Annotated in this window: 24 protein-coding genes and 2 tRNA genes; 6 read left to right on the top strand and 20 right to left on the bottom strand. The window is 59.4% G+C overall.

The window, feature by feature from the left end:
* Positions 1 to 9: 9 nt before the first annotated feature.
* Genes mutM through DCC25_RS01380 form a run of 4 tightly spaced genes read right to left on the bottom strand, consistent with a single transcriptional unit; the run spans position 10 to position 2,460 of the window.
* Complete coding sequence (gene mutM, locus DCC25_RS01395) at positions 10 to 939, bottom strand: bifunctional DNA-formamidopyrimidine glycosylase/DNA-(apurinic or apyrimidinic site) lyase (protein WP_110100341.1); 930 nt, start codon at positions 937 to 939, stop codon at positions 10 to 12.
* Complete coding sequence (gene rnc, locus DCC25_RS01390) at positions 932 to 1,621, bottom strand: ribonuclease III (protein ID WP_110100340.1); 690 nt, start codon at positions 1,619 to 1,621, stop codon at positions 932 to 934. The genes mutM and rnc overlap by 8 nt, the downstream gene beginning before the upstream one ends.
* Positions 1,622 to 1,627: 6 nt before the next feature.
* Positions 1,628 to 1,831, bottom strand: coding sequence for a 50S ribosomal protein L32 (gene rpmF / locus DCC25_RS01385; protein WP_110099463.1), 204 nt, complete (start codon positions 1,829 to 1,831; stop codon positions 1,628 to 1,630).
* A 2-nt stretch (positions 1,832 to 1,833) separates the two neighbouring features.
* Positions 1,834 to 2,460, bottom strand: coding sequence for a DUF177 domain-containing protein (locus DCC25_RS01380; protein WP_110100339.1), 627 nt, complete (start codon positions 2,458 to 2,460; stop codon positions 1,834 to 1,836).
* Positions 2,461 to 2,818: 358 nt separating this feature from the next.
* Here DCC25_RS01380 and DCC25_RS01375 point away from each other — a divergent pair, with 358 nt between their 5' ends.
* From DCC25_RS01375 to DCC25_RS01365, 3 genes are all read left to right on the top strand, one after another.
* Complete coding sequence (locus tag DCC25_RS01375; protein ID WP_110099461.1) at positions 2,819 to 3,112, top strand: hypothetical protein; 294 nt, start codon at positions 2,819 to 2,821, stop codon at positions 3,110 to 3,112.
* Positions 3,043 to 4,908: an acyltransferase family protein gene (locus DCC25_RS01370; RefSeq protein ID WP_110100338.1), complete on the top strand. Its 1,866-nt coding sequence runs from the start codon at positions 3,043 to 3,045 to the stop codon at positions 4,906 to 4,908. The genes DCC25_RS01375 and DCC25_RS01370 overlap by 70 nt, the downstream gene beginning before the upstream one ends.
* Positions 4,909 to 5,077: 169 nt before the next feature.
* Positions 5,078 to 6,274 carry a hypothetical protein gene (locus DCC25_RS01365; RefSeq protein ID WP_110100337.1) on the top strand — a complete coding sequence of 399 codons (1,197 nt, stop codon included), beginning with the start codon at positions 5,078 to 5,080 and terminating at the stop codon, positions 6,272 to 6,274.
* Between the two features lie 32 nt (positions 6,275 to 6,306).
* On the opposite strand, the gene coaD is transcribed toward DCC25_RS01365, so the two are convergent.
* Positions 6,307 to 6,786 (bottom strand): pantetheine-phosphate adenylyltransferase, encoded by a 480-nt coding sequence (coaD, locus tag DCC25_RS01360; protein WP_110100336.1) that lies wholly within the window; start codon positions 6,784 to 6,786, stop codon positions 6,307 to 6,309.
* A 22-nt stretch (positions 6,787 to 6,808) separates the two neighbouring features.
* On the opposite strand from coaD, the gene DCC25_RS01355 reads away from it, so the two are divergent.
* Positions 6,809 to 8,095 (top strand): aminotransferase class I/II-fold pyridoxal phosphate-dependent enzyme, encoded by a 1,287-nt coding sequence (locus DCC25_RS01355; protein WP_110100335.1) that lies wholly within the window; start codon positions 6,809 to 6,811, stop codon positions 8,093 to 8,095.
* Positions 8,096 to 8,121: 26 nt separating this feature from the next.
* Here DCC25_RS01355 and DCC25_RS01350 read toward each other — a convergent pair whose 3' ends face one another.
* From DCC25_RS01350 to DCC25_RS01340, 3 genes are read right to left on the bottom strand one after another with little or no spacing between them, the layout of a single operon-like run.
* Entirely contained in the window at positions 8,122 to 8,727 is a 606-nt protein-coding gene (locus DCC25_RS01350) for an RsmD family RNA methyltransferase (protein ID WP_110100334.1), read from the bottom strand.
* A 26-nt stretch (positions 8,728 to 8,753) separates the two neighbouring features.
* Entirely contained in the window at positions 8,754 to 10,985 is a 2,232-nt protein-coding gene (locus DCC25_RS01345) for an ATP-dependent DNA helicase RecG (protein WP_208392077.1), read from the bottom strand.
* The gene (locus DCC25_RS01340; RefSeq protein ID WP_110099455.1) at positions 10,966 to 12,033 is read right to left on the bottom strand and encodes a DAK2 domain-containing protein; all 1,068 of its coding nucleotides are present in this window, start codon (positions 12,031 to 12,033) and stop codon (positions 10,966 to 10,968) included. The genes DCC25_RS01345 and DCC25_RS01340 overlap by 20 nt, the downstream gene beginning before the upstream one ends.
* Positions 12,034 to 12,197: 164 nt before the next feature.
* On the opposite strand from DCC25_RS01340, the gene DCC25_RS01335 reads away from it, so the two are divergent.
* On the top strand, positions 12,198 to 12,725 hold the full coding sequence (locus DCC25_RS01335; protein WP_233242773.1) for a DUF3515 domain-containing protein: 528 nt from the start codon (positions 12,198 to 12,200) through the stop codon (positions 12,723 to 12,725).
* 58 nt (positions 12,726 to 12,783) lie between these two features.
* Here the strand turns inward: DCC25_RS01335 and DCC25_RS01330 are convergent, their stop codons facing one another.
* From DCC25_RS01330 to leuC, 6 genes are all read right to left on the bottom strand, one after another.
* Positions 12,784 to 13,989: a D-alanine--D-alanine ligase family protein gene (locus DCC25_RS01330; RefSeq protein ID WP_110100333.1), complete on the bottom strand. Its 1,206-nt coding sequence runs from the start codon at positions 13,987 to 13,989 to the stop codon at positions 12,784 to 12,786.
* Entirely contained in the window at positions 13,986 to 15,053 is a 1,068-nt protein-coding gene (locus DCC25_RS01325) for an NAD(P)H-dependent glycerol-3-phosphate dehydrogenase (protein ID WP_110100332.1), read from the bottom strand. Before DCC25_RS01325 ends, DCC25_RS01330 begins: the two co-directional genes overlap by 4 nt.
* Positions 15,043 to 15,846, bottom strand: coding sequence for a 1-acyl-sn-glycerol-3-phosphate acyltransferase (locus DCC25_RS01320; RefSeq protein ID WP_233242774.1), 804 nt, complete (start codon positions 15,844 to 15,846; stop codon positions 15,043 to 15,045). Before DCC25_RS01320 ends, DCC25_RS01325 begins: the two co-directional genes overlap by 11 nt.
* A complete protein-coding gene (murA, locus tag DCC25_RS01315) occupies positions 15,843 to 17,183 on the bottom strand; it encodes a UDP-N-acetylglucosamine 1-carboxyvinyltransferase (RefSeq protein ID WP_110100331.1) in 1,341 nt (446 codons plus the stop codon). The genes DCC25_RS01320 and murA overlap by 4 nt, the downstream gene beginning before the upstream one ends.
* Before the next feature lie 117 nt (positions 17,184 to 17,300).
* Positions 17,301 to 17,915, bottom strand: coding sequence for a 3-isopropylmalate dehydratase small subunit (leuD, locus tag DCC25_RS01310; RefSeq protein ID WP_110100330.1), 615 nt, complete (start codon positions 17,913 to 17,915; stop codon positions 17,301 to 17,303).
* 21 nt (positions 17,916 to 17,936) lie between these two features.
* Complete coding sequence (gene leuC / locus DCC25_RS01305) at positions 17,937 to 19,415, bottom strand: 3-isopropylmalate dehydratase large subunit (protein WP_110100329.1); 1,479 nt, start codon at positions 19,413 to 19,415, stop codon at positions 17,937 to 17,939.
* 157 nt (positions 19,416 to 19,572) lie between these two features.
* Between leuC and DCC25_RS01300 the strand changes: the two genes are divergently transcribed.
* On the top strand, positions 19,573 to 20,310 hold the full coding sequence (locus tag DCC25_RS01300) for an IclR family transcriptional regulator (protein ID WP_110100328.1): 738 nt from the start codon (positions 19,573 to 19,575) through the stop codon (positions 20,308 to 20,310).
* Here the strand turns inward: DCC25_RS01300 and DCC25_RS01295 are convergent.
* The 6 genes from DCC25_RS01295 to DCC25_RS01270 all read right to left on the bottom strand — a co-directional run bounded on the left by DCC25_RS01295 (position 20,307) and on the right by DCC25_RS01270 (position 25,243).
* Positions 20,307 to 21,356: a thiamine-monophosphate kinase gene (locus DCC25_RS01295; protein WP_110100327.1), complete on the bottom strand. Its 1,050-nt coding sequence runs from the start codon at positions 21,354 to 21,356 to the stop codon at positions 20,307 to 20,309. The two genes, DCC25_RS01300 and DCC25_RS01295, sit on opposite strands and share 4 nt — an antisense overlap.
* 93 nt (positions 21,357 to 21,449) lie before the next feature.
* Positions 21,450 to 21,522 (bottom strand) — tRNA-Glu (locus tag DCC25_RS01290).
* Positions 21,523 to 21,545: 23 nt separating this feature from the next.
* Positions 21,546 to 21,617 (bottom strand) — tRNA-Gln (locus DCC25_RS01285).
* A 116-nt stretch (positions 21,618 to 21,733) separates the two neighbouring features.
* On the bottom strand, positions 21,734 to 23,266 hold the full coding sequence (gene gltX / locus DCC25_RS01280; RefSeq protein ID WP_110100326.1) for a glutamate--tRNA ligase: 1,533 nt from the start codon (positions 23,264 to 23,266) through the stop codon (positions 21,734 to 21,736).
* A 61-nt stretch (positions 23,267 to 23,327) separates the two neighbouring features.
* Entirely contained in the window at positions 23,328 to 24,089 is a 762-nt protein-coding gene (locus tag DCC25_RS01275; protein WP_110100325.1) for a fumarylacetoacetate hydrolase family protein, read from the bottom strand.
* Between the two features lie 26 nt (positions 24,090 to 24,115).
* A complete protein-coding gene (locus DCC25_RS01270) occupies positions 24,116 to 25,243 on the bottom strand; it encodes a branched-chain amino acid aminotransferase (protein WP_110099728.1) in 1,128 nt (375 codons plus the stop codon).
* Between the last annotated feature and the right edge of the window lie 14 nt (positions 25,244 to 25,257).

Genomic DNA, 25,257 nt, shown 5'->3' with positions numbered 1-25,257 from the left:
ATTTCCAAGTTACCGTTGCGTTGTGCGTGGCTTTCGTTGACACCTCGGACAGTAATACGAGGACCGATTCATGAACTTATCACGGCGAATAAGAGTGTCGTACCCTTCGGCTAGGCAACGACGACAATACGTGCCCTCCTGATGGTAGGCGTTTAACGAGCGATCAAAATACCCAGATTCGCCGTTGACGTTGACATAAAGAGCGTCGAAACTCGTTCCGCCTTCTTTCAGGGCCTGTTCCATAACCTTCTGTACACACTGATAAAGCGTTCGCACTTGTTTGCGGCTCAACCGGTTACATGGCCGGTTATAGTGTATTTTTGCCCGCCACAGCGCTTCATCCGCATAGATATTTCCGATACCGGAAACCAGGTTCTGATCCAGAAGCGCCCGTTTAATTGCGGTCTGCTTCTTGCTCAGCACCTGATAGATGTGGTCTACGTCAAAATGGTTATCCAAAGGGTCTCGTCCGATATGAGTCACCGTCGTCGGGATCAGCTCATCGGGCTCATCCGCGGTGGGAACAAGTCGATCAAGATAGAGACCTCCGAAGATCCGTTGATCCACGAACCGTAACTCAGTCGGTGCCTGTCCGTGACCGGATGCACTGTCCAAGCGCAATCTGATGCGCAGATGGTGAGGAGCCGGTGCGCTGTGATGACTCAACAAGATCTGCCCGCTCATCCCCAGATGGACGACTAGCGCTGTCGGAGATTTCTGCTCGGTTGGGGAATGGTGTAACGGAATCCACAGATACTTGCCTCGCCGTTGAGGTTGCTCGAGCTCCGCCTGACGCAACGAGGTCACGAAGTCAATCGGACCTTGCCGGTGCCGTCGAACTGACCTTGGATCAAGCACCTCAACGTCAAGGACCTGTTGGTTCGTGATCCAGCGCGATAGCCCCCGCCGCACCACTTCAACTTCCGGAAGTTCAGGCATTCTGGGCAATGTCTTTCTGCAGGGCGTCGTATCCGTCCCACGCAGCCAGCCGTTCGGCCTCCTTTTTGCTACCGGCTTGGCCTACACCGTATTTTTTCTCGGCAACATAGAGTTCTGCGGTGAACTCTCGTGCGTGGTCGGGACCTCGCGAGCTGAGTCGATACTCGACGGGCGCCAAACTTGCCGAGTCGGCCTCCATCTGGACCAGAGTCTTCCAGTCGTGACCGATGCCCATCACGTAGTCGTCATCAAGAAGAGGAATGACATAACGGTGAACCAAACCTCGGGCAGCCTGGTGTCCTTCTTCCAGGTAAGTTGCTCCAATCAAGGCTTCCATGGTGTCCGCAAGGATGGAGTCCTTATCTGCGCCCCCGGTGCGAGTTTCACCTTCACCGAGCAAAATGTGTTGCCCAACCCCAATGCTTCGCCCAACTCGTGCTAAGGCCACCGTGGAGACAATCGATGATCTCTTTTTGGCAAGTTGTGACTCATCCTCATCAGGGAATGCACGGTAAAGATGATCGGTCACAATAATCTGCAGGACTGCGTCGCCGAGAAATTCTAGACGTTCGTTCGTCGGCAACCCACCCTTCTCAAAGGCATAAGAACGGTGGGTTAATGCAAGACGAAGCATCTCGGAGCCTAGGTGGACTCCGAGATGCTTCGTAAGATCTTCAGTCATCAAAGACTAAATATCGGCGACTTTGCGGCCCTTGTACTCGTAGAAGAGCGGGGTACCAGCAGAGTCGGTCACAACGTTAGCCTGGTGTGGCATACGGTAGGTTACTTTGCCGTTTTCAACGGTCTTAACAAGCTCAGGCGCCTGGGCCTTCCACTGCGAACGACGCATGCGGGTGTTGGCGCGAGACTTTTTTCCCTTAGGAACAGCCATGGTTATCTCTCTTCTGGTTCTTGGGTCTGGGTCTGGTTATCTATTGTAGCGTCAGCATCAGTTTGTTCCGCTGATGATAACGCCGCGAGTGCAGCCCACCGTGGGTCAAGCTGCTCATGGTGGTGATCCTCATCGACTTCGTCAAGACGTACGCCACATTGATCGCACAGGCCCTGACAGTCAGGTTTGCATACCGGTTTGAAAGGAAAAGCAGACAACACTGCGTCAATGACTGGTAGCCCAATATCAATCGCATCATTGACGATCAGACGTTGCTCTTCCGGATCAAGTTCCGGATCTGGCACGTACTGGTACAGCTCGCTAATGCTCACGTTCAGGTCCTGCGACAAAGGGTCCAGGCAACGTGAGCACTCACCACGAAGTTCCGCGTTGACGTCCCCGGAAACCAAAATTCCTTCGTGCAAGGAATCCATCCTGAGATCCAACTCGATCACAGAGCCCGGCTCTACTCGGGCTATAGGCGTTTCCATTCCCTCGGGTGCCACGACCTGTCGTTGAACCGGTTCAGAAGATCCAGCAACACCGTTGAGGTTCTTAACGTTCAAAACCCACGCAGAGTCAGAGGGCACGAAAGCACCAGCCACAGAATTCTTTTCTAGGTTCGCCATGCTTATCGGACCTCCTATCACCGTCTCATGGGTAAATCAGGACCCTCGTTACTGAGGACATCTCTTATTGGTAGCCATCTCAGAGCGATTCTTCCCCTGAAGAACAACCACCGAGCCAAACCTACAGAATACACCGTGAAATCTCGATACCAAAATTAGGCCATAAGCTTTAGAGCGGAGGAAAGCATCTGGTACGGCTTGGGTTCACGCAATAGACGGTGTCCTATGGCTTTTGCCGCTATTATGCCTTTCTTCTCTATTTTCCGTATGGCTTCCCGTCACATTGAAGGTACAATCGCTCATGCTCACCGAGTGAAACACACACCTTGAAGAAATACCGAATGAAACGGACCGCAAAATGAACTCCACGACCCAGCGCAACGCAATCTTATCTCGGGGGATGCCAGAACGCCGGTACCTCCCGGAACTACACGGCATCAGAGGTCTCGCTCTCGCTGGTGTGGTCCTCTTTCATCTCTTTGGGGCCGGCAGGATTTCCGGGGGCATTGATATCTTCCTTGCTGTTTCGGGGTTCCTCTCCACCGGAATGCTTTTGCGAGAAGCCACCGCCAAGGTGGGCGCATCAATCTCTGGAACTACTTCGGACGCTTATTCCGACGCATTTTCGTCCCTGCCGCATTGGTCGCCTTGATCACCCTTGGTGTGGGATTGTTGGTGATGCCGGCAACCGGTCATCGCCAATTGTGGGCTGAAGCTCGAGCCTCGCTACTTTATTTCGAAAATTTCGAGCTGATCAACTCCCAGCTGGCGTACGGAGCCGCCGGGCCCGAGACCTCCCCGTTTCAGCATTTCTGGTCGTTAGCCGTCCAAGGTCAGTTCTATCTCATCTGGCCTCTCATCACGGTCATCGCAGTCTTGGTAGCGCGAGCAATCAGGAGCTCGGCCCCACTCGTTCTCGCCATTATCTCGACGCTTATCTTCCTCGCATCGTTTACCTACGCCATCTACGTTGGGAGTTACAACCAAGCCGAGGCCTACCTGATGACTGAGACCAGAGCCTGGCAACTAGCCTTCGGGGCTCTCCTGGCCTTGTTCATCAGCACGTTGCGTTTGCCCCGCATGCTTCGGCCCGTTGGGAGTTGGGTGGGTGTCGCCCTGATCGTCTCCTGTGGGTTCGTCCTTGACGGTGCGCAACTGTTTCCTGGTCCGTGGGCTCTTTGGCCACTACTCGGGCTCGTTCTCGTTCTGATCTCCGCCGGACCTGACGGAGGCAACCACGACCCTTCGTACACGGCAACTCGACTATTGTCGTCCCGTCCCTTTGGCTGGGTCGCCGACCACGCCTATGCCCTCTACCTCTGGCACTGGCCACTACTGTTCTACTACCTGCAGATACGAGATCGCGAAGCTGTTGGGATACGAGGTGCCACCCTCATTCTCCTCGCGTCCTTATTCCTGGCAATGCTCACGCACCGGTTCGTGGAACGGCCCCTACAGCATCACGGCGGAAAACCACAGTCCCACGGCCTGTTGCGTAATAAGCCCACAGTGCTTACCGGTGCTGCCAGTCTCGTCACGCTGGCCGTATTGACCACCCAACTTGCACCATCCCGCGCCGACCTAGACCAAGCCTTCGGTGACCTCGACCCAGCTGTCTACCCCGGTGCCGCGGTCGAGCTTCAAGATGAGGAACCTCCCGACGCAGACGTGTTTCCACAGCCCGAAGACGCCGCGGACTACCGAGCCGCATACCATTTCAGGAATTGCACGCAAAAAATGGGAAACAACCCAGGAACAGACGAGGTCCTTGTCTGCGACGACGAGGAAGCACCTGAGTCGCCGACTGCGACCGTGGTGCTGGCCGGAGGATCACACGCCGGACACTTGGAAGACGCCTTTAAAACCTTGGCCCGCAAGTATGACTGGGAAGTTCTCATCGTCCTAAAACCAGGCTGCGTATTCAGCGGATCTGCGAATCAACCGGGAGATATGTGCACCGCATGGAACAACAACTTCATCGGCTGGCTCAACAACAACGACGTTGACCTTGTCGTCGCCCCCGGAACCCGCCACGAGGCCGAGGAAGATCGGGAAAACATCCCTGACCGAGCTGAGGAGTGGTGGGAGCGAATCACCGCAACGGATACGGAGCTTCTTTTGATTCGGGGGACACCACGTTCTGAACACGATCTTCCATCTTGTTTGGCCGAAGGCGGAAGCCCTCATGAGTGTGGGCCCTCAGCCCTAGCACTGCACCAACCGAACCCCCTGAACAGCATCGAACTACCTGACGGCGTTCAGCACATCGACCTCACCGATGCGGTGTGCCCGGCCATTCACGATGAATCGGCATCACGGTGCGACGCTGTTGTCGGGAATATTCTTGTGACTTTCGATAGCAACCACCTCACTCGCCCGTTCTCCCAATCGCTCGCACCCGTCATCGAAGAACAAATGCAAGACACCTTCCCTCACCTGCTCCGATAAAACGCTGAGCAACGACGCTGGTGAGGTTAGAATACTCGGTGGCTTTAATAAACCACCTTGCAGTACCAGTTCCGGAGCCGTATCGGCGATCTATACGAGGGCCTGCGGATCTACGAGACCCCAGCACGGCCATGTCCGATATCAATCAGCATCTCAATGGAGGGATGAGTTGAGCGAGAGCTACCAGAGTGTCAAGAACTTTATCCGAGCTCAGATTCTCGAACCGGGACTTTCTGTGAACTCGCTGGAGAAAATCAATCCGGCACCGGACCAGATTGAAAATGAATTCATCTCATTGGGCTGGCGCTTCGAAGACATTCCGGGGGAAACCTCAAAGTTTCCCAAACGTCGCATTATGTCACCCAACGACCGCCTCAGGCTTCTGATGCGCAAATCGCTGGTGTACCGTCACCCCGAGAGTGTTAACGCCATCTGTCGCAGTAAAGATCTCACCCGACAGTATCTGGAGAATAACGGCGTTCAGGTCCCTCGCGGTCAAGCCTTCGATCATGACGAAATGCCTCGGGCCTGTGAGTTAATCCAGAGCGCACCTGGTCCCTTTGTGGTCAAACCCTCGGATGCCGCCGGCTCACATGGTGTGAGCCTTGGAGTTGAGACACTGGAGCAACTCGAAAAAGCCTGGAATGAGGCTCTAACCCACGCACGTGAAGGCTCAAAGATCCTCGTCGAAGAATTCGTTGCAGGTATGGATGTGCGCGCCTACGTGACCGGAGATACTGTGGTGGCCGCCGCGGCACGGCTTCAGCCGTTCGTGGTCGGCGACGGGAAGTCCAACCTCGTCGAGCTCATAAAGGCGTCTCGACAGCGCTTGAAGAACCACGCCTATTGGAAGAGAAACCCTGCCACGGCACGGTGGAAATTCCTCGAGGCTCGTGGCTATCGCAAGACTTCCGTCCCGGCCCGAGACGAGATTGTCATCATCAATCCGTATATCGTGCTTCGGTACGGGTCGAGCATCGTTGACATTACCGACATCATCCATCCAGGGATCAAGCAGATAGCTGTCAAAGCAGCACACAGCATTCCTGAGTTAGAGGTCGCCGGCATTGATCTCCTCGTGACAGACATCAACGACCCCACCACTGCCCGAGTACTCGAGGTCAACACCGCCCCGGGGCCCAGCATGCACAAGTTTGCGACTTACGGGAAGACTCGCGATGTCGAACTAGATGTCGTGGCCTACTTTCATTCCCAATTTCTGGACACCTTGGATCCCAAGGAACGGCGTCAATTCGAGTCAAAATTGGCACGCGACAAGCGCTATGCCTTGTTGAAGAAAAAGGTTAGGGGCGTGGTCTCGCGTCTGCGTCGCGGACGTGACTCGCATTCGAAGCGCGGTCGCTAGGCAGTGGACTTATCAACTGCTTCGGTCGCGTCTTAGCGACCGAATTGTTCGGAGAGCCCCTGGGCGACAGCATGGGGAACAAATTCGGAGATGTCTCCACCCAAACTGGCGATTTCCTTCACCAGCGTGGACGAGACATGCTGGTACCGGGCATCGGCAGGCAGGAACACAGTTTCTACCCCGGAAAGGTGGCGGTTAAAGGTCGCCATCGGAGTTTCGTATTCCACGTCCGTGGGATTACGAATGCCCTTGACCAGCGCATTCGCCCCTTGCTGGCGGCAGACCTCGGCGATCAGCCCGGTCTCCATCGGCACCACCGAGACACCGCTGAGTGATGAGACGGTTTGCTCAATCATGTCCAGACGTTGCTCGAGACTGAACAGGTACTTCTTCTGCGGGTTGGTGGATACCGCAATGACAACCTCGTCGAAGATGAAGGTTGCGCGCGCAATGATCTCGATATGGCCTTTATGGACTGGGTCAAAGGAGCCGGGGCATACTGCACGTTGCATATCTCGAACTTACTATGGATCTATGGACAACGCACAAGACCCAACAGTCATCCCGCAATCCAGCGTCACCGAATTTCCTCCCGGCCCATGGCAAGCCGTAGCTACCGGTGCCGGCTTACTCACCGACGGTGTACCGGCTCCCACGATCTTTGAGGAGATGACCACGGCCGCACGTGAGTATGAGGCGGTCAATCTGGGGCAAGGGTTCCCTGATCAAGACGGACCAGAGTTTATCCGCGCCCGTGCCGGGGAGATCATCGCCGCAGGTAGCGCCACCTACCCCGGGGCTAACCAGTACGCTGCCGGTACCGGGTTTGAGTCATTACGGCAAGCGCTAGCTAACTATTACCGTCGTAGCACCGAGGTGGAGTGGGATCCTGCCTCAAATATTCTGGTGACCACCGGGGCGACGGAAGCTCTGGCCGCTAGCATTCTGGCCTTCGTGAACCCCGGAGACGAAGTCATCACCTTTGAGCCCTCATATGACTCCTACGGCGCCATCATCGGTCTGGCGGGAGCCCGCGATGTTCCGGTTCCCCTGCACGCCCCCGATTTTCAGCCCAGCCCAGAGGCATTAGAACAGGCCATCACCGATGCGACACGGATGGTCATCCTCAATACGCCGCATAACCCGTCAGGTCGCTCAGTCGATGCCGCCACGCTGGCGCAGATCGTGGAGATCTGTGCCCGGCACAATGTGTGGTTGCTCTCCGATGAGGTCTACGAAACGCTGATGTACACCGGTGAACACCGCTCGGCTGCTATCTACGCCCACGGTGCCCAGGGATACTCCAAAATCATCACCGTGTCGTCTGCAGGAAAAATGCTCTCGTTGACCGGCTGGAAGGTCGGGTGGCTGTTGGCCGATGCACCGGTGGTCTCCGCTATTCGCGCGGTCAAACAGTTTCTGACGTATTCTTCGGGTCCGGCATACCAAATGGCCGTTGCGGAGGCCCTGGATGCTCCGGACCGACTGGATCCCTTCCTCGCATCCCAACGCGCCGAATTTGGTGCCCAACGCGACCGGTTGGTGACCGCGCTCCGCTCGGCTGGACTGGATCCGGTCGTACCGGATGCCGGCTATTTTGTGGTGGTCGATCTGGCTCCGCTGGGTGTCACCGATGCAGCCACCGCGGCTCGCGAGCTGGTCAAGGATCCGGGTATTGCTGGCATCCCGGTGTCGTCATTCTGTTCCACCGACAACGCGCTCAAGCGGTTCGGGTCTTGGATGCGGCTGGCCTTCTGCAAGTCTCCAACGGTGATGGACCAGGCGCTACAGCGGCTCGAACGCCTGCCTGATGGCCGGTGACGCGGCGATAGTCTGGTGGTCGATCGCTAGTCCCGGGGTACTTTTCGCACGTAGAACACCGCCGATTCTCCGTAGGTTCTGGTGTCGATGATCTCGGTGGCGGCCGGAAAGCGCGGGGGCTGCGAGCGCGCCGACCGTTCCAAGACCAGCAGTCCGTCGACCACCAGGGCCGGAAAGATCAGAGCCAGCACCTGATCGAGCTTCTCGCCTTCGATCGGGTACGGCGGGTCGGCTAGGGCCAGGTCAAAATCTCCGTGCGCGTTCTTCTCCCCCGCCAGCCGGGTGGCTAGCAAGGGCAAGAATTTTTCCACGGTGGCCTGACGCACCGTGATGACCTTCCGGGACCCACCCAAGGCCCGGTTGACGGCTTGGGCATTGTCTCGTGCCACGGCGACAGCCTGGCGGTGGTTGTCAACCGAGATGACCTGTTGGGCTCCCCGGGAGGCAGCTTCGGCACCCAAAGCACCTGAGCCAGCAAACAGGTCCAAGACCCGGGTGTTGTCCAACCAACCTTTGGTCTCCAACCAGGAGAACACCGCTTCTTTGGTCCGGGCGGCGCTGGGGCGGGTGTGGTCACCGGCCAGGGTTTTCAGACGCAACCCGCCGGCGGCCCCGGCGATAATTCGGTTCACAGGTGGCTCCTCCCCGGTGACGGTGGCTAGTTCTTGACCAGGTACGCCGATCCCTCGGCGTGCTCATCATCCCAGACGTCTACCGCGTGTGCCAAGGCCGGGTGGTGTTCCAGAGTGGGGTCACGCTCCAGGGTGGGGGCAATCCAGTTGTTAGCGGCCACGATCAAGTCCTCGTCACGGATCACCCGCAACACGCGCAGGCGAGAGGAGTAGCCGTGTTGGCTTGCTCCAAGGACATCGCCTTCGCCACGTTGTTCGACATCGGCCCGGGCGATCTCGAAACCGTCTTGGGTTTCGGCCAGCACCGCGAGCCGATCCAGGGAGGGATGGTGATCCGGCAATCGGGTTGCCAAAAAACACCGGGCGGCAGCGCGACCACGTCCCACCCGTCCGCGGAGTTGGTGCAGGGTGGAGAGTCCGAAGGACTCGGCATCAAGGATGGCCATGACCGTGGCGTTGGGAATGTCAACCCCGACTTCAATCACGGTAGTCGAGACCAGCACGTCAATCTCCCCGGCGACCAGCTGTTGCATCACCGCTCGCTGGGTGTCGGCGTCCTGTCGGCCGTGCACCATACCGAAGCGCACCTGCTGGCGGTCAAAGACCGAGACCTGCGGAAGCTTGTGCACCATCTCGGTCACACTGGCCGCATGTGCGGGGTCGGCCAGTTCCGTACTGGCTGGTTGCTCGGCGGGGTCCGGCGGATCGATTTTGGGGCAGACGATAAAGGCTTGATGTCCGGCAGCGACCTCTTCGGCGATAATTTCCCAGACTCTGCCAATAATCTGAGGGCCGTGGGCCATCCGTGCCACATGAGTTTCAACCGGTTGCCGGCCCGAGGGTAATCCGTGGAGCAACGTGATGTTCAGATCACCGAAGACGGTCATCGCCACCGAGCGTGGGATGGGCGTGGCGGTCATGACCAGCATGTGGGCCCCGGGGTGGTCTTCACGCAACGTCTCGCGCTGGTCTACTCCGAAGCGGTGTTGCTCATCGATGACAATCAGTCCCAGCTCAGCAAAGGAGACCTGGTCAGAAAACAGTGCGTGGGTGCCAATCACGATGCCGGCTTGGCCGGAGGCGATCTTGAGCAACGCCTGTTTTGTCTGCGCGGTCGTCATCGACCCGGTCAACAGGACAACTTCGGTAGCTGGGCCGGTGTAGGAGCTCAATTGCCCGGCGGTGGCCAGCGGGCCCAGCGTCGTCGTGATGGATTGATAGTGCTGGGTGGCCAACACCTCGGTTGGGGCCACTAGCACGGCTTGGGCTCCCGAGTCCACCACCTGGGCCATGGCCCGCAGAGCCACCAGGGTTTTCCCCGAGCCGACTTCGCCTTGGAGCAGACGCGACATGGCGGTGGTGGAGTTCAGCTCGGCGGCTAGCTGGTCGCCGGCTTCGCGCTGTCCGGCAGTGAGGCTAAACGGCAGGTGCTCATCCAATGCGGTCCGGATTCCGTGCTTACGCACCGGGTAGGCGGTTGCCGTCCGGTCGGTGCCGTATGCGGTCCGACGTTGGGCCAGCAGGGTTTGGAGGATGACCGCTTCTTGGAGCGCAAACCGGCGACGGGCGCGGTGAGCCTCGTCGATGGTCTCGGGCCGATGAATCATGGTGTACGCCTCCCCCAGGTGGGGCAGGTTGCCTTGGGTCACCAGCAACTCGGCGGGAACAGGATCTTCGATGACATCCCAATTGATGGCGTCCAACACCATCTCGATGCAGGTGCGAATCGTCCAGGTCGGTAGCTTGGCCGTGGCGGGATAGACCGGCACCGGGGCTAAATCGGCGGCGGTGAGGGTCGCGTTGGCGGTGTCCACATCCTCGTAGCCGGTCGACAGGATTGAGAATTCCGGGTTATTCAGGGTCAGCTGGTGGCGGTACAGGCTGGTTTTGCCGTGGAAGATAGCGTGCGCTCCAGCGCTGAGGCGTTTCAGCGCGTCCCAGCCATTGAAAAATGCCATCGACATCATCGAATCATCGGCTTGGTCGGTGACCACCACCTCGACAATGAAGCCTTTGCGCGAGCGCATCTGGCGTTTGGTCACCGACAGGACTTTGGCCACGACGGTGACGTGTTCCCCGACCGGCAACGAGGAAATGGGGGTCAGTTCACCACGTTCGATCCAGCGGCGCGGAAAGTAATCCAGCAGGGCCCCGGTGGTGGTAATGTTCAGTTCGGTCGCGATCCGGCCGGCGGTCTGGGGGCCCAGCAGTCGATCCAGTCCCAGGTGGAGCGGGTGGTTAATGCTGGTGGTCGTCATGGGTGTGACAGTGTTCGTCGTCGATCTCGTGCAGTGCGGTGATGGTGAGGTTTTCGGGCTCTCCCACTCTCCGGATGAGGTCCAGGGCCTGTTCCGATTCTGGGACGTGGACGTGTAGCCGCCAGCGCACGGTGCCGGCTTGGTCTTCGGACATGGTCATCGGCGACATGATCACCGAGTCGCCGATCTCATCCAGACCAAAGCGCAAGGTCGCTGCATCCAGGGGGGTTAGCTCCAGCGAGCACATCACTTCGAAGCCTTCCTCGACGTCCATGTCTTGGTGCACGTGTGGGTATTGCGGGTGGAAACCATTGAGCGAGTCTAAGATATCGGGGTCGAGGCGCTGGCCTCGCACGGAGGCGCGTAACGCGTCCAGGACCAGTAGCAGTCCCATTCCTCCGGCATCTACCACGTGAGCTTTGGTGAGTTCATGGAGCTGGTGCTCGGTCTCCACGGCCGATCGCCAGGCTGCCTCAACCACGCTGTTGACCACGACTTCCAGGGTTTTGCGAGAATGCCGGCGGTCCTCTTCGGCATAGTTCAGTTCCTGCAGACCGGTCTGTGCGGCCTGGGTGGCGGCCTCGAGGACCGAGAGCATGGTGCCTTCTTGAGGGTCTGATAACGCGGCCCACGCAGCGGTGCGGGCTCGTTGGAGGCCGGCAAGGAATAACGGTGCGCTCAGTCGGCTGGCACCGTCCAGAGGTGGGGCCATCGCATTGATAATCACCGCAATCAGCGTGCCAGAATTGCCGTGGGCATGATCCAAGGCGGCCCGTCCGGCCACGCCCAGGCAGTCACCGACGGTCATGGTGGCTTGCTGGTCGTCGCTGAGGCTTTCCACATGGGCCATCAACGCTACCCGGGAGGCGGAGATGGTGGCATACATATTGGAGCCGGTATCCCCATCGGCGACGGGAAAAATATTAATGGCGTTCAGCCGATCACTGGCGTTACCCAGGGCTGATTCAGAGAGTTTGAGCCAGCGCAATACGTCACGGATGGCATGAGACGTCGTCTGCACCTGCGTGGTGAAACTCTCTGTGCTCATGCCCTGATTCCGTTCGTGGTGACAACATCGCTCAGCGCTGGTCATCGGCCCGGTCTTTCTCCGGCGATTCCATGCGTCTTTACCCTATCGATTCATGGGCCTAATTGCTATGCGAACACTCAATATTGGCTGGAATGGTCCACTCGTGGCATACGCTGGAGATTATGTTTGGTCATGATCATCACCTGCGACATCGCGTTGCGATGTGGGGCTTGCTCGCCGGTGCGCTGAGCGTTGTTGCTACCGGGTGCAGTGCCACGGTGGCCGGTATTGAGGTGGCCGAGGATGCCACCAACCCGGAATGCGCTGAAGCCATGGTGGCGCTGCCCGATGAAGTTGCCGGCCAGGAACGTCGTCGGACTGACTCCCAATCAACTGCCGCCTGGGGAGACCCCGCCACTGTGATCTTTCGGTGTGGTGTGCCGGTCCCCGGCCCCACCACCGAACATTGTGTGGAAGCCAACGGCGTCGATTGGATTACCCAAGAAGAAGACCAAGCCTGGCGTCTGACCACCTACGGGCGGGACCCGGCCATGGAGGTAGTCTTCACCGCCGATGCGGTGGCCTCCTCCTCGGTCATGGTGGACCTGGCCGATGCGGTCTCACGCGTTGAGTCCTTCGGGCAATGCACCACCTCGGATGTGGAGACCGTGGAACCAATACCCGAGACCAGCCCGCTGGAACAGCAGTAACCAGTAGCGGCCACCAGTGCCGACGGTGTTCGTCCCCTTCCTGCCTAGCCCTGCGCCGTCAGTGACCGCGGCGTCCAAGGTTCAGGCCGTGGGTGATCAGGTGCTCGATCAGGCTGGAGTAGTTCACTCCCGAGTGTTCCCACATTTGCGGATACATCGAGATGGGAGTGAAACCGGGCATGGTGTTGATCTCGTTGATCACAAAGTGCCCGTCGTGGGTGTAGAAGAAATCCACCCGGGAGAGCCCGCGGGCATCGACGGCATCAAAACCGCGCACCGCAAGCTGACGGATCTCGCGGATAGCCTCATCGCTGAGGTCGGCCGGACACTGCAGTTGCGCGGCGGATTGGTCTTGGTATTTGGCGGAGAAATCATAAAACGGCAGGTGTTCGTCATCGCCCACCACTGAGATTTCGCCGGGATAGGAGGCAATTGATCCTTTGTCTGGCCCCAGATCCAGCACCGCGCATTCGATTTCGCGACCGTCGATGCCAACCTCGACCAGTACCTTGGTGTCAAAGGTGCGAGCCTGTTGGATTGCTGGTTCCAGCTGCTCGGGTGCGTCCACGCGGGAAATCCCCAGCGAGGAACCACCGCGGGCGGGTTTGACGAATACCGGTAGCGGGAGCCGACCCACTCGTTGTAGCACCGCCTCACGCTCGGTCTGCCATTGGCGTTCGGTGATAGTGACCCAGTCACCGACGTCCAACCCGGCATGAACGAAGGCAATCTTCATGAAGTGCTTATCCATACCCACCGCCGAAGACAACACGCCGGTACCGACATAGGGCACCCCGACAGTCTCACAGTAGCCCTGCAGGCTACCGTCCTCTCCCCCGGGTCCGTGCAACAGCGGGAAGACAATATCGACGTGTTCCAGCACCTCGCCGTCGTCGTTGCGCAAGGTAACCGGATCCCCGGCCACCAGGTGCACCGGCTGATCGGGTTCGGGCACCCGAGGCAACCGGGAGCCCAGGGCCGATTGGCCGGCAGAGGTCTCATCGCTGTCGTCGTTGACTAATGTCCCCACACTCCAGGGGGCACCGTGCTGGTGGGCGGTCCCTAGTCGATTCCAGTAGCCCTGGGAGGTGATCCCGACCGGGATGGGGCGGAACTTCTGCGGATCCATAGCATTGAGCACCCCGACTGCAGAAACGATGGAGACCGGATGTTCTGGTGAAATACCACCAAAGAGCACCAGCACGTTGAGGGGTTGTTCCCCGGTGGAATACTGTGCGGTGTCGACAGGCAGTGGTGTGCTCATAACCGCGCCTCCGGTTTCAAATCTCGTCCCAGCAGTAATGTTGAAATATCGGAAATGCTGATCTGGCCGTTGACCACAGCGTTCATCGCCTCAGAAATCGGCATTTCCACCCCGGCTGAGTGGGCCAGGGCCACCACCGCAGACACGGATTTCACCGATTCGGCGGTTTGCTCCATCCGGTCGATGACTTCTTGGGTCGACAGCCCTTGCCCGTAGAGTCGTCCGGCGGTGCGGTTGCGGGACAACGGTGAGGCACAGGTGGCCACCAGGTCACCGAGCCCGGCCAGTCCGGCCAGGGTATCGGGGTTGCCCCCTACGGCAGTGGCCAGGCGGGTGGTTTCGGTCAGTCCGCGCGTAATAATGGATGCTTTGGAGTTATCTCCCAGCCCCTGGCCATCGCAGAGCCCCACCGCCAGGGCGATAATATTTTTGACCACGCCACCAATTTCGACACCGGTGACGTCAGTATTGCGATAGGGCCGGAAGTATTTGGAATTACACAACGCCACCACCCAGTCGGCGACCGATTCTTCACGACAGGCCACCACGGTGGCGGTGGGTTCTTCATGGGCGATTTCCATAGCCAGGTTCGGGCCGGAGACCACGACAAAGCGTTCGGGTCCAAGCTGTAGTTCGGACTGACACAGTTCCCACATCGACGATTGGCTATCCCGTTCCAGGCCCTTGACCAAAGAGACGATCACGGTCTCGGACCCGATGTTCTCGGTGAGGTCAGAAAGCACACCGCGCACCTGCTGCGCCGGAACAGCTAGGACCACCAGGTCGGCGGTCCTGACTGCCTCGACGGCGTCGGTGGTGGCGGTAATGGATGCAGGAAGCACAATATCGGAGAGGTATTGGCTATTGCGGTGGGAGAGGTTGATATCGTCGGCGACTTCCTGACGACGCGCCCAGAGCCGGACGGTAACCTCTTCACCCCGCTCTTCGGCAGCATCGGCGAGAACTTTCGCAAAGGTTGTCCCCCACGAGCCTGAGCCCAAAATGGCAACCGTGACTGCCTGGGTGGACCGAAGGGGGTGCAAACGTGCGGTATCAGCCGTCATCGGTTCGCCTTTCTGAGTGCTGCGGTGCCGGTCCGTTCCTGGGGCGCGGTGCTCGCGCGTGCTTGAGCGCCTGATCCGGACCTTCATAGCGTTGCCTGGAGGGGTTCCACAGCTGGTTTGTCGGCGGGTTCTTCCCGCGAAGTGGCGCGACCAGGTCGGTCACGGCCGTCATCATCCGCCAGGTGGTGTCATGCAACACAGTGCTATTCAGTGTCGTATCGCGCAGGTCGGAGAGGTCCAGGGGTTTTCCGACGTTGATCTGGTGGATGGTGCGCGGCCACATTTTCGGCTTGGTGGCCCGTTTCGGCAACATCCTGTGCAGTCCCCATTGACCCACCGGCACCACCGGAGCACCGGTCTTCAACGCCAAACGTGCCACCCCGGTTTTGCCCTGCATCGGCCAATAATCCGGGTCCGTGGTAATCGTCCCCTCGGGATAGATGATCACCACGCCCCCTTCGCCAATGACTTCGGACGCCACCCGCAGAGATTCTTGCCCGCGACCACCGCGGTCGACCGGAATCTGTTTCAACCCATTCAGCGCAGTTTTCAGCCCAGGGATCCCAAACAGTTCTTTCTTGGCCATGAAGTGCGGTAGCTTGCCGTGGTTATACAGCATGTGCCCCAGGGCCACCGGGTCAATCTGCGAGATATGGTTGGCGACGACAATACAGCCACCATCCGGAAGGTTATCGGTCCCGGTCCATTTCTTGCCGTAGGCCATATTCACCAGCGGGCGCACGATATTGGCGGCCACGGCGAACTGTAGCCGCTCTGCAAACGGTTCACTCACGCTGAGACTCGGTCTTCCGTGCTCGACAACTCAACATCGGCGCCGAGACCATCCAACTTGGTCATGAATTTCTCATAACCGCGGTTGATGATTTCTAGCCCGGTGGCCTGCGAGGTGCCCTGGGCTGCGAGGGCGGCGAGCAGGTGAGAGAATCCGCCACGGAGATCTGGAATATCGAACTTCGCACCGTGCAACTGGGTGGGGCCCGAGATCACCGCAGAGTGTAAGAAGTTGCGTTGCCCGAAACGGCAGGGCACTGAACCCAAGCACTCTCGGTGCAACTGAATCGAGGCGCCCATCCGCACCAGCGCGTCAGTGAATCCGAAACGGTTTTCGTAGACGGTCTCGTGCACAATGGACACGCCGGAGGCTTGGGTCAGGGCCACGACCAAAGGTTGTTGCCAGTCGGTCATAAACCCTGGGTGCACATCGGTTTCCAGCACCAACGGCTTGAGATCTCCGCCGTTGCGCCAAAACCGAATGCCGGTGTCGCTGACCTCAAATTCACCTCCGATTTTGCGGTAGACGTTCAAGAACGCGGTCAAATCGCGTTGCATGGCGCCTTCGACGAAAATGTCGCCGGTGGTCACCAGGGCAGCCGAGGCCCAGGAAGCGGCCTCATTGCGGTCATAGATGGCAAAGTGGTTATAACCGCCCAGTTCCGAAACCCCTTCAATCCGGATGGTGCGGTCGGTTTGGACGGTAATAATCGCGCCCATCTTCTGTAGGACGTGAATCAGATCGTGAATCTCTGGTTCCACGGCAGCGCCCTTGAGCTCGGTGATCCCTTCAGCTTTCACCGCGGTGAGCAATACCTGCTCGGTGGCTCCGACTGAGGGGTACGGCAGTTCCAGCTTGGCGCCTTTGAGGCCTTTGGGGGCCCGGATATGAATACCCGAGGGTAATTTATCCACCACGGCGCCGAAACTCCGTAGCACGGTGAGATGAAAGTCAATGGGACGATCACCGATCTGGCACCCGCCCAGATCCGGGATAAAGGCTTCACCGACCGAGTGCATCAAGGGGCCGCAGAATAGGATCGGAATCCGGGAATCACCGGCGAACGCATCGATCTCCGAATTGGCTGCGGTGGTGGTATCAGAGGGGTTGAGGTAGACTTCGCCGGACTCTTTATTCCACTCCACGACAACACCATGGAGCTTCAACAGCCCGATCACGATCTCGACGTCCTTAATTTCCGGGACGTTGCGGATAATGGATGGTTTAGACCCCAACAGTGCAGCGACCATGGCTTTGGGCACCAGGTTCTTTGCACCGCGTACCGAAACTGTTCCTGTCAGGGGCTTGCCCCCATTGATTGTTAGTAGCTTCGACATCTACGTCTAAATCCTCCAAGATCCCACCGCTGCGGCCACCTGTCATCGTGACGGCGGGACGTCACCATGGCTTGTATGGGAAAAACTGTTATGTGGTCCGAAAACTAGTCTAAGTGATCATGACCGAAACGATGAGCGCTTCGCCGGGAGCGTGGTGGGTTTAAACCCGGGGCGACGTTTTTCAAAATCGGCGATAGCCTTTTCGTGGCGCAGAGTAATGCCAATGTCGTCCAGCCCCTCCATGAGCCTCCACCGCGTGTAGTCGTCTATGTCGAAGTGTGTCGTTAGCCCCCCGCAAGAGACCACCCGGTGTGCCAAATCCACGCTGACGGCAGTGCCCGGATGATTCTCCAGCTCTTTCCAGATCAACTCAACATCACTGTGGTTCACAACACCAGCCACCAGACCTTGTTTGCCGGCGTTGGAGCGGAAAATATCGCCGAAACGCGCCGAGAGGATCACTTTAAATCCGTAGTCCCGCAGTGCCCAGACGGCGTGCTCGCGGGAGGAACCGGTCCCGAAATCCGGTCCGGCCACCAGCACACTGCCGTGGCTGTAGGCAGGCTGGTTGAGTACGAAGTCCTCGTCCTGGCGCCACCGTTCAAACAGCGCGTCGTCGAAACCGGTCTTACTGATTCGTTTCAGATACATGGCCGGCAGGATTTGATCGGTATCGACGTTGGAGGCCTTCAGCGGCACGCCGACCCCGGTGTGGGTCACAAACTTTTCCATGAGCTGTCCTCTCTGTTCCCGCTATTCAGCCGCGGTCTCGCCGGCCGGTGTGGTAGCCATCACGGGCGGGGCCAGTCCTAAATCTGCCGGTGATGACAAGGTGCCACGCACTGCGGTGGCAGCGGCCACCACCGGAGACACCAGGTGCGTGCGTCCGCCCCGACCTTGTCTCCCCTCAAAGTTGCGATTCGAGGTTGAAGCGCAACGTTCTCCGGGGGCAAGCTGGTCAGGGTTCATCCCCAAACACATCGAGCATCCAGCAAATCGCCATTCGGCTCCGAAATCTCGGAAGATCTGGTCCAATCCTTCGGCTTCGGCTTGCAGGCGGACCTGCATCGAGCCGGGTACCACCAGCATCGTGACGTTCTCGGCTTTGCGCTGTCCCTGGATGATCTGGGCCGCTGCACGCAAATCTTCAATTCGGGCATTGGTGCAGGACCCGAGGAACACGGTGTCAACGGCGATGTCCTTCATCTTCGTGCCCGGGGTGAGGTCCATGTATTCCAAGGCCCGAACCGCCGAGTCATGCTCGACCGGGTCATCAAAGGAGTCGGGATCGGGCACCTCAGCGTTCAATGGCACGCCCTGTCCCGGATTGGTCCCCCACGTCACGAAGGGCTCGAGTTCATGGGCGTCAATGAAGACCTCCCGATCGAAGACGGCCCCCTCATCGGTGTGCAATGTCTGCCAATAGGCCATCGCCTCATCCCACTGGTGCCCCTGCGGAGCGTGTGGACGACCCTTGAGATACCTGAAAGTGGTCTCATCGGGGGCGATCATCCCGGCTCGGGCTCCGGCCTCGATGGACATGTTGCAGATGGTCATCCGGGCTTCCATGGATAGCGACCGAATGGCCGATCCGCGGTATTCCAGCACATACCCGGCTCCCCCTCCGGTGCCGATCTTGGCGATGACCGCCAGAATAATGTCTTTGGAGGACACCCCGGGCCGCAAGGTGCCTTCAACATTGATGGCCATGGTTTTAAATGGTTGCATTGACAGGGTCTGGGTGGCCATGACGTGTTCGACCTCCGAGGTGCCGATACCAAAAGCCAGCGCCCCCATCGCACCGTGGGTCGAGGTGTGGGAGTCACCACACACCACCGTCATACCCGGCTGGGTCAAGCCCAGCTGGGGTCCCACCACGTGAACAATGCCTTGGTCGTCATCCCCCAGCGAGTGCAAACGGATGCCGAAATCCTGCACATTATCACGCAGGGTACTGACCTGAAGCCGGGAGGTGGGCTCCTGGATCATGGCGTTGATATCCCGGGTGGGCACATTGTGATCTTCGGTGCCAATAGTCAGATCGGGCCGGCGCACCGCGCGGTTGGCCATGCGCAACCCTTCGAAGGCCTGTGGGGAGGTGACCTCATGAATCATGTGGAGGTCGATATAAAGCAGGTCCGGGGTCTGCACATCGCCCTGCGTTTCGCCGGGCACGACCACATGGTCCTGCCAGACCTTCTCCGCTAACGTCCGAGGCGCGTTCTCGGTCATGGTTCCCTGCTCCTTGATGCTCGAGGTGAATCGCGACTGGCGATGACCACCGATAACTTGCCCTCAGACTGGCACCACCGGCGAGAAATTCCAACCTCTCCACGTTCCCATCTCATTTATTGAGATACACACCGAGGTGCCCGTAGAATCTGTCGTGATGAGCGATAAATCTGAGATCCCCCCGTCGGGAGTTGGCGTCATCGACAAAGCGATGACGATCATGGCAGCTTTGGAATCTGGCCCGGCTGACCTGACCACGCTGGTCGCTGCCACCGGTATTCCCCGCCCGACATTGCACCGCATTGCTGCCGCGCTGATCCATCATCGCCTGCTCACCAAGGACGAGCGTTCTCGCTATGTGCTGGGCCACCGGATTGGCGAGTTAGCAGCAGCAATGGGTGGCGATGATCCTCTGGCTGTGGTTGCGCCCGACACACTGCGCTGGTTGGCCGAGATGACCGGAGAATCCACGCAGGTGTACCGGCGTCAAGGAGACTTACGGTTGTGCGTGGCCACGGCCGAGCGCCCTGTCGGGTTCCGGGACACCATTCCGATCGGTTCCCGTTTCTCCATGAAGGCCGGCTCGGCAGCTCAGGTGTTTTTAGCCTGGGAAGACCACGATGAAATGGTTTCCGGTCTGGATGGCGCTGTTTTTTCAGCGAGCACCTTGGCTCAAGTGCGCCGCCAGGGGTGGGCCCAAACCGTGGCAGAACGCGAAGACGGCCTCGGTTCGGTGTCGGCTCCGATTCGGGCGGCCAATGGCAAGGTGGTGGCTGCTGTGTCAATGTCTGGACCGGTCGATCGCATCACTCGCCATCCGGGGAAATTACACGCCACCTCGGTAGTGGCCGCCGCTCACCGAATCTCTGACCTCTACCAGAATTATTCTGCCTAGCTGGTCCGGAAATGATCCCAGCCGGGACCCTGGTCCTGTTCCGCTGCCGCCCAGCTCTCGCCGTCGACGGTGGTGGCCGGGCTCAGGGTGCCGATGACTTCGAAGCCGTCGGGAATCGGGTCGTACTCACCGATCACGGCCAGCAACCCGTAGTCTTCTCCCCCACCGTGGACCCACTGCTCGGCCGTCGCGGTCTCACCGGTCAGGGCTTGTGCCAACGGCGCCAGCTCGGTGGCTCGGTGACGCACCCATGTCGGGTCAACGCGTACCCTCGCCCGGTTGGCTTTCGCCAAACGGTGCGCATCGCGACCGATCCCGTCGGAGACATCCATCATCGCTACCACCTGCCGGGCCACGGCCGGTCCCACGGCCAGCTCCGGACGGGGCCGGAGTTGGGCCCGCACTGCCCGGGCGGCATCACGAGACAGTGCCCGTGGGAGCTCGGTGGTGGACTCCAAGACCTCCAGCCCAGCAGCTGCCCAGCCGGGGTGGCCACGATGAATCAGCCGGTAGGAACTGGCTACTGTGGGGTTAGCGCGAATGGACCGTTGTGTCACGGCCTCGGTGGCCAGCACCCCAAGGGCGGTGAGCGAGGCTGAAATTTCGGCGCCTGCGGTCAAATCTCCCCCGGCGACTTTGACTCCCGGCACCCCCAAATAATGCAGGCTGGCCATCACTCCGGTGGCAAACTGCTCCACCCATTGGACCCGAAGCCATCCGGGCAGTGCCAGGGAAATAACCAGGTGGGTGGGGATTGCTCCCATGGCGTTGAGATCAGAAAGATTCTGGGCGACCAGTTTCCAACCGGTGGAGTATCCGTTGTCCTCGACCCCACGGGGCCACGATAGTCGGAAACTGCGGTCCTGGTTCATGGTGTCAGCGCAGACCACCATCCGGGCTGGGCCCGCGCCTGGTGCCGTGTGGTGACCAAGGTGAATCACGGCCGCGTCATCGCCGGGGCCGACCTCGTCCTCGGCCCAGCTGGTAAAGAATCGAGCGTGAAGAATGTCGAGAATGCCATCTTCACCGATATCTGCTATGGTCATCGTGGCCTTTCGCGCGTCAGCCGGTCATCGGTCGAGCTGCACATGGCGAGAACGAAAAAACCTCCGGTGGTGCCACCGGAGGTTCCTCGACTGTGACCCCAGCGGGATTCGAACCCGCGTTACCGCCGTGAGAGGGCGGCGTACTAGGCCGCTATACGATGGGGCCAAAACCCGTCGAGACGGGTTCAGCTGGGGTACCAGGACTCGAACCTAGAATGACGGTACCAGAAACCGTTGTGTTGCCAATTACACCATACCCCACTATTGAGTTGTGTTGCCGGCATCTCTGCCGAACACGAGTAGTCACTCTACCCGATGATTTTCCCAGATATCAAATCCAGGGTGAGCATCTGCGTCGTGATGCTCACCACCTGAATTTAGGTGACCGGGAAGGTGGCATCCTGTTCCTCAGCGAAACGCCGGATGCGAGCCAGGGTGGCGTCTTGACCGAGAATCTCCAGCGACTCAAATAGCGGCGGTGATACCTTGCGCCCTGACACCGCACTGCGCACCGGGCCGAATGCTTGACGCGGTTTCAGCCCCAGCCCATCGATCAACGCCACGCGCAGAGCTGGTTCGATGGCCTCGGTGGTGAACTGCTCGGGGTCGATGGCCTCCAGGGCACGATAGGCGGCTTCCAGAGCGGAAGCCAGGTCTTCGGGCATGCCTTTCAGCGCCTGTTGTTCGGTTTCGATCTGGTCATCGTCCAGATAGAGGAAGGCCATCATCTCGGCAGCATCGGCCAGCAACTGGGTACGTTCTTGCACCAACGGTGCTGCCTGAGTGAGAATTTCCAGCTCGCGTTCGGTGGGGTTGTCTGCGATGAGTTGCTGGGCCTGCAGGTACGGGATCATCCGATCGCGGAAGTCCTCGGGCTCCAGCATGCGGATGTGGGTGCCGTTGATGGCAATGGCTTTCTTCTCATCGAAGCGTGCCGGATTAGCCAACACGTCGTGGATATCGAAGTGTTCGACGAACTGTTCGGGTGTGAAGATATCCTCATCGGCCGATAGCGACCAGCCCAGCAGGCCCAGGTAGTTCAGCAGACCTTCGCGGATAAAACCGCGGTCCCGGTGCAGGAACACATTGGATTCTGGGTCGCGTTTGGACAGCTTTTTATTGCCGGTTCCCATCACATAGGGTAGGTGGCCGAAAACCGGCATGTGCGTGGCGACACCGATCTCGTACAGCGCCTGATACAGCGCAATCTGGCGTGGGGTGGAAGACAACAGGTCTTCCCCGCGCAATACGTGGGTGATGCCCATCAGCGCATCATCGACCGGGTTGACCAGCGTGTATAGCGGGGAGCCGTCGGCACGTACCACGACGAAGTCCGGTACCGAACCGGCTTTGAAGCTGATCTCCCCACGGACCGCATCAGTGAAGCTGATGTCTTCATCCGGCATCTTCAACCGCAACACCGGCTCACGGCCTTCATCCCGGAAAGCCTGCTTTTGTGCTGCGGTAAGGTTCCGGTCGTAGTTGTCATAGCCCAATTGCGGGTCGCGACCGGCGGCTTGGTGACGGGCTTTGATTTCCTCAGCGTTCGAGAAGGACTCATAGACGTGCCCGGATTCCACCAGCTTGTTGATCACATCCTGGTAGATCTCGCCTCGCTGGGATTGACGGTAGGGCTCGTGCGGGCCGCCAACTTCCACGCCTTCGTCCCAGTCGATCCCCAGCCAGCGCATCGCGTCCAGCAGTTGTTGGTAGGACTCTTCGGAGTCACGCTTGGCGTCGGTGTCTTCGATGCGAAAGACCAGCGTGCCACCGGTGTGGCGGGCCCACCCCCAGTTGAACAGGGCGGTGCGGATCAAACCGACGTGTGGCGTTCCGGTCGGTGAAGGACAGAACCGCACGCGCACCGGGGTCGAAGCATCAACTGCAGGAATATCGTCAAAACTGGTCATAATCTCCACCCTACGCCACTGATGGTGTGGTTGGTGCCGAGCACGTGCGGTTCTGAACGCTTTAGCGCCGGATGAGCGTGGTCAAGGTGCCGATGCCCTCAACCTCGCACTCCACGCGGTCTCCGTCCTCGATGGTGCCGACCCCGGCCGGGGTACCGGTCAGGATCACGTCCCCGGGCAATAACGTAAACGCCCGGGAGATCTCGGCAACCAGATCAGCAACACCGAAGACCATCTGGGAGGTATTGCCTTCCTGGCGCACCTCACCGTTGACCGACGAGCGAACTTCAGCGTCTTCTACATCCAGCTCGGTTTCAATCCACGGGCCCAGTGGGCAGGAGCCGTCGAAGCCTTTAGCCCGGGCCCACTGGTTTTCAGCGCGCTGGATATCCCGTGCGGTGAGGTCATTGGCGACCGTGTAGCCGAAGACCACCTCGGGGACCTTCTCCACCGGCACCTCTTTGCAGATCCGACCAATCACTACGGCCAGTTCGGCTTCGTAGGAGACCTCTTCACTCCACGACGGCAAGGTCACCGGGTCGCCGGGACCCACCACGGTGGTGTTGGGCTTGAAAAACAGCATCGGGACGGTGGGTACCTCGTTGCCCAGTTCGTGGGCGTGGTCGAGATAGTTTCGGCCCACCCCGATGATTTTCGAGCGCGGGATGATCGGGGCCACCAGCCGGATATCGGCCACCTGGTGGGTGGTCGAGGTCGGCTGGATGCCCTGATAGAAGGGGTCGCCGTGGATTTCGGTGAACGTCGCGTCGTCAACCAGCCCGAAGGTGGGCTGGTCGTCGATGACAGCTCGAGCTATCCGCATGGATGACAAGTGTCCTCTCGATCTGATTAGGCCAGGCGGTAGAGCCAGCCATAGGGGTCGTCACTGGCACCGGTTTGCAGATCCAGCAGGGTCTGACGCAACCGGTTGGTGACCGCAAAGTCCGAGTGGGAGGAATCAATCACCCGGTCGCCGTCGCGAAGTGTACCGATCGGGGTGATCACCGCGGCGGTACCGCAGGCAAAGACCTCCGTAATGGTCCCATCAGCCACGCCACGGTCCCACTCATCCAGGGTGATACGACGTTCTTCGACGGTCATACCCTGATCTTCGGCCAGCTGCAGGATGGACTTGCGGGTCACACCTTCCAGGATGGTACCGGTCAGCTGCGGGGTGATCAGGCGGTTGTCGTCGGTCACGAACATCACGTTCATGCCGCCGAGCTCTTCAACAGCGTTGTCGTGGGTGGGGTCCAAGAACAATACCTGGTTATATCCCTGAGCATCGGCCTCGAGTTGCGGGGCCAGGGAGGCAGCGTAGTTTCCACCGCACTTGGCTTCACCGGTACCGCCGGGGCCCGAGCGGGCGTACTGGCGGGAGACCATAATCGAGACTGGCTTGAGCTCGCCACCGAAATAGTTACCGGCCGGGGAAGCGATCACGTGGAAGGAGACCGCGCGGGCTGGGCGCACCCCCAGGAAGGCTTCGGTGCCGATCATGAAGGGGCGGATATAGAGTGATTGACCGTCGCCGTCCGGGACCCAGTCCTGGTCTTGTTCGACCAGCAACTGGATGGCTTTCACGAACGCTTCTTCGTCTAATTGCGGCAACGCCAAACGGCGTGCGGACCGGTTCAACCGACGCGCATTTTCGAAGGGCCGGAACGTCCAGATGGAGCCGTCTTGGTGGCGGTAGGCCTTGATGCCTTCGAAAACTTCCTGGGCGTAGTGCAACACACCGGCCGCCGGTGAAAGCGTGATGGGGCCGAAGGGCTCGATCCGGGCCGAGGACCAGGTGCCTTTCATGTCCAAGAAGTTTCCGGCAGCCGCGGCTTCCCGTTGGGCACTCACGTCGGCTTTCCACTCAATGGTGGCCATGTGGTCGGTGAAGTAGCTACCGAAGCCGGGATCTTTCAGAATCTGGGCACGTTCGTCAGCGCTGACGGGTGCCGGATGGGGGTGAAGTTCAAATTCCATGGGGAAAATCAACG

The sequence above is a fragment of the Auritidibacter sp. NML120636 genome (genome assembly GCF_003185945.1).
GTDB lineage: Bacteria > Actinomycetota > Actinomycetes > Actinomycetales > Micrococcaceae > Auritidibacter > Auritidibacter ignavus.
The sequence above is the reverse complement of the archived record's forward strand: the minus strand, read 5'-3'. Positions and strand labels throughout refer to the sequence as shown.

Coding starts and splice junctions, on each gene's coding strand:
- coaD (WP_110100336.1), bottom strand. CDS start 6,786: ATGCAACGTGCAGTATGCCCCGGCTCCTTTGACCCAGTCCATAAAGGC.
- DCC25_RS01270 (WP_110099728.1), bottom strand. CDS start 25,243: ATGGAATTTGAACTTCACCCCCATCCGGCACCCGTCAGCGCTGACGAA.
- DCC25_RS01340 (WP_110099455.1), bottom strand. CDS start 12,033: ATGAGCACAGAGAGTTTCACCACGCAGGTGCAGACGACGTCTCATGCC.
- DCC25_RS01295 (WP_110100327.1), bottom strand. CDS start 21,356: ATGACCATAGCAGATATCGGTGAAGATGGCATTCTCGACATTCTTCAC.
- rpmF (WP_110099463.1), bottom strand. CDS start 1,831: ATGGCTGTTCCTAAGGGAAAAAAGTCTCGCGCCAACACCCGCATGCGT.
- leuD (WP_110100330.1), bottom strand. CDS start 17,915: ATGGAAAAGTTTGTGACCCACACCGGGGTCGGCGTGCCGCTGAAGGCC.
- DCC25_RS01330 (WP_110100333.1), bottom strand. CDS start 13,989: ATGAGCACACCACTGCCTGTCGACACCGCACAGTATTCCACCGGGGAA.
- mutM (WP_110100341.1), bottom strand. CDS start 939: ATGCCTGAACTTCCGGAAGTTGAAGTGGTGCGGCGGGGGCTATCGCGC.
- murA (WP_110100331.1), bottom strand. CDS start 17,183: ATGTCGAAGCTACTAACAATCAATGGGGGCAAGCCCCTGACAGGAACA.
- gltX (WP_110100326.1), bottom strand. CDS start 23,266: ATGACCAGTTTTGACGATATTCCTGCAGTTGATGCTTCGACCCCGGTG.
- DCC25_RS01375 (WP_110099461.1), top strand. CDS start 2,819: ATGAACTCCACGACCCAGCGCAACGCAATCTTATCTCGGGGGATGCCA.
- DCC25_RS01380 (WP_110100339.1), bottom strand. CDS start 2,460: ATGGCGAACCTAGAAAAGAATTCTGTGGCTGGTGCTTTCGTGCCCTCT.
- DCC25_RS01300 (WP_110100328.1), top strand. CDS start 19,573: ATGAGCGATAAATCTGAGATCCCCCCGTCGGGAGTTGGCGTCATCGAC.
- rnc (WP_110100340.1), bottom strand. CDS start 1,621: ATGACTGAAGATCTTACGAAGCATCTCGGAGTCCACCTAGGCTCCGAG.
- leuC (WP_110100329.1), bottom strand. CDS start 19,415: ATGACCGAGAACGCGCCTCGGACGTTAGCGGAGAAGGTCTGGCAGGAC.
- DCC25_RS01335 (WP_233242773.1), top strand. CDS start 12,198: ATGTTTGGTCATGATCATCACCTGCGACATCGCGTTGCGATGTGGGGC.
- DCC25_RS01345 (WP_208392077.1), bottom strand. CDS start 10,985: ATGACGACCACCAGCATTAACCACCCGCTCCACCTGGGACTGGATCGA.
- DCC25_RS01355 (WP_110100335.1), top strand. CDS start 6,809: ATGGACAACGCACAAGACCCAACAGTCATCCCGCAATCCAGCGTCACC.
- DCC25_RS01275 (WP_110100325.1), bottom strand. CDS start 24,089: ATGCGGATAGCTCGAGCTGTCATCGACGACCAGCCCACCTTCGGGCTG.
- DCC25_RS01325 (WP_110100332.1), bottom strand. CDS start 15,053: ATGACGGCTGATACCGCACGTTTGCACCCCCTTCGGTCCACCCAGGCA.